At 48.6% G+C, this 1,953-nt stretch carries 7 tRNA genes and 3 rRNA genes; all 10 read right to left on the reverse strand.

The features are described from left to right. Nucleotides 1–389, reverse strand: a 16S ribosomal RNA gene (locus tag ACFRFQ_RS30525); the annotation flags it as partial. Nucleotides 390–474: 85 nt separating this feature from the next. Continuing rightward, a tRNA-Ala gene (locus ACFRFQ_RS30530) sits at nucleotides 475–550 on the reverse strand. 7 nt (nucleotides 551–557) lie between these two features. After that, nucleotides 558–634 (reverse strand) — tRNA-Pro (locus tag ACFRFQ_RS30535). 4 nt (nucleotides 635–638) lie between these two features. Continuing rightward, a tRNA-Arg gene (locus ACFRFQ_RS30540) sits at nucleotides 639–715 on the reverse strand. 7 nt (nucleotides 716–722) lie between these two features. Then, nucleotides 723–808: transfer RNA gene (locus tag ACFRFQ_RS30545), tRNA-Leu, on the reverse strand. A 19-nt stretch (nucleotides 809–827) separates the two neighbouring features. Next, nucleotides 828–902 (reverse strand) — tRNA-Gly (locus ACFRFQ_RS30550). 341 nt (nucleotides 903–1,243) lie between these two features. Then, nucleotides 1,244–1,316: transfer RNA gene (locus tag ACFRFQ_RS30555), tRNA-Thr, on the reverse strand. A 2-nt stretch (nucleotides 1,317–1,318) separates the two neighbouring features. Beyond that, a tRNA-Asn gene (locus ACFRFQ_RS30560) sits at nucleotides 1,319–1,393 on the reverse strand. Between the two features lie 9 nt (nucleotides 1,394–1,402). After that, nucleotides 1,403–1,518, reverse strand: a 5S ribosomal RNA gene (gene rrf, locus ACFRFQ_RS30565). Nucleotides 1,519–1,580: 62 nt separating this feature from the next. Then, nucleotides 1,581–1,953, reverse strand: a 23S ribosomal RNA gene (locus ACFRFQ_RS30570); the annotation flags it as partial.

Below are 1,953 nucleotides of genomic sequence, written 5' to 3' on the forward strand. Positions count from 1 at the left end.
TCGTCCATTGCGGAAGATTCCCTACTGCTGCCTCCCGTAGGAGTCTGGGCCGTGTCTCAGTCCCAGTGTGGCCGGTCACCCTCTCAGGTCGGCTATGCATCGTTGCCTTGGTGAGCCGTTACCTCACCAACTAGCTAATGCACCGCGGGCCCATCTGTAAGTGATAGCCGAAACCATCTTTCAATCATCTCCCATGAAGGAGAAGATCCTATCCGGTATTAGCTTCGGTTTCCCGAAGTTATCCCAGTCTTACAGGCAGGTTGCCCACGTGTTACTCACCCGTCCGCCGCTAACGTCATAGAAGCAAGCTTCTAATCAGTTCGCTCGACTTGCATGTATTAGGCACGCCGCCAGCGTTCGTCCTGAGCCAGGATCAAACTCTCCGAAGAAATGTTTGACTTGCTCAATTTAAAAAATAAAATTTAACGTTGACGTTTGTCGCTTTGTTCAGTTTTCAAAGTTCAAAATTCCGATTGGTGGAGCCTAGCGGGATCGAACCGCTGACCTCCTGCGTGCAAAGCAGGCGCTCTCCCAGCTGAGCTAAGGCCCCAAAATATTGGTCGGGAAGACAGGATTCGAACCTGCGACCCCATGGTCCCAAACCATGTGCTCTACCAAGCTGAGCTACTTCCCGTTTATGGCGCGCCCGAGAGGAGTCGAACCCCTAACCTTTTGATCCGTAGTCAAACGCTCTATCCAATTGAACTACGGGCGCAAAATAGTGCCGAGGGCCGGACTTGAACCGGCACGGTAGTCACCTACCGCAGGATTTTAAGTCCTGTGTGTCTGCCAATTCCACCACCCCGGCATGGATGGTATAGTATAGTTGGAGCGGAAGACGAGGTTCGAACTCGCGACCCCCACCTTGGCAAGGTGGTGTTCTACCACTGAACTACTTCCGCAAGTAAAAATGTAATGTACAGCCAGAATACAGCATCAGATAACCAAAAACTGTATTGTTATTTATTCAGTAAAACTCCAAACGGTATAACCCGCAGACTAATCTAAAGCATACTGTTCATTATGACAAAAGTAATTATATCAAGGTTTTGATAAAAGTCAATACCGTTTAACAATTAATTATGTTAATCTCTTTTGCATCCTTGAAGAAAGGCTTCATCAGAAGACGCGCTAAATACCTATACCTTAACTGGTACAATCAGCAACAGATATTTACTGAACTAAACAAAAAATAACAGTTCCATAACGCGCGGAAACTGCTTCAGATCAACGTATTTAGATAAGCTTCCAAGCGGGCTCGAACCGCTGACCTCTTCCTTACCATGGAAGTGCTCTACCTGCTGAGCTATGGAAGCAATGGCTCCACAGGTAGGATTCGAACCTACGACCGATCGGTTAACAGCCGATAGCTCTACCACTGAGCTACTGCGGAATAATAACAGCCTGGCAACGTCCTACTCTCACAGGGACAAAGTCCCAACTACCATTGGCGCTAAAGAGCTTAACTTCCGTGTTCGGTATGGGAACGGGTGTGACCTCTTCGCTATCGCCACCAGACAAGAGATTGTTCTCTCAAAACTAGGTAACAGTTCGCTGAGTAAAGCTTATGCTTTTAAAGTTTGGTTAAGTCCTCGATCGATTAGTATCAGTCAGCTACACATGTCGCCACGCTTCCACCTCTGACCTATCAACCTGATCATCTTTCAGGGATCTTACTAGCTTGCGCTATGGGAAATCTCATCTTGAGGGGGGCTTCATGCTTAGATGCTTTCAGCACTTATCCCGTCCACACATAGCTACCCAGCGATGCCTTTGGCAAGACAACTGGTACACCAGCGGTGTGTCCATCCCGGTCCTCTCGTACTAAGGACAGCTCCTCTCAAATTTCCTACGCCCACGACGGATAGGGACCGAACTGTCTCACGACGTTCTGAACCCAGCTCGCGTACCGCTTTAATGGGCGAACAGCCCAACCCTTGGGACCGACTACAG

Source organism: Rhodococcus sp. NPDC056743 (assembly GCF_042790355.1).
Taxonomy (GTDB): Bacteria; Actinomycetota; Actinomycetes; order Mycobacteriales; family Mycobacteriaceae; genus Rhodococcus_F.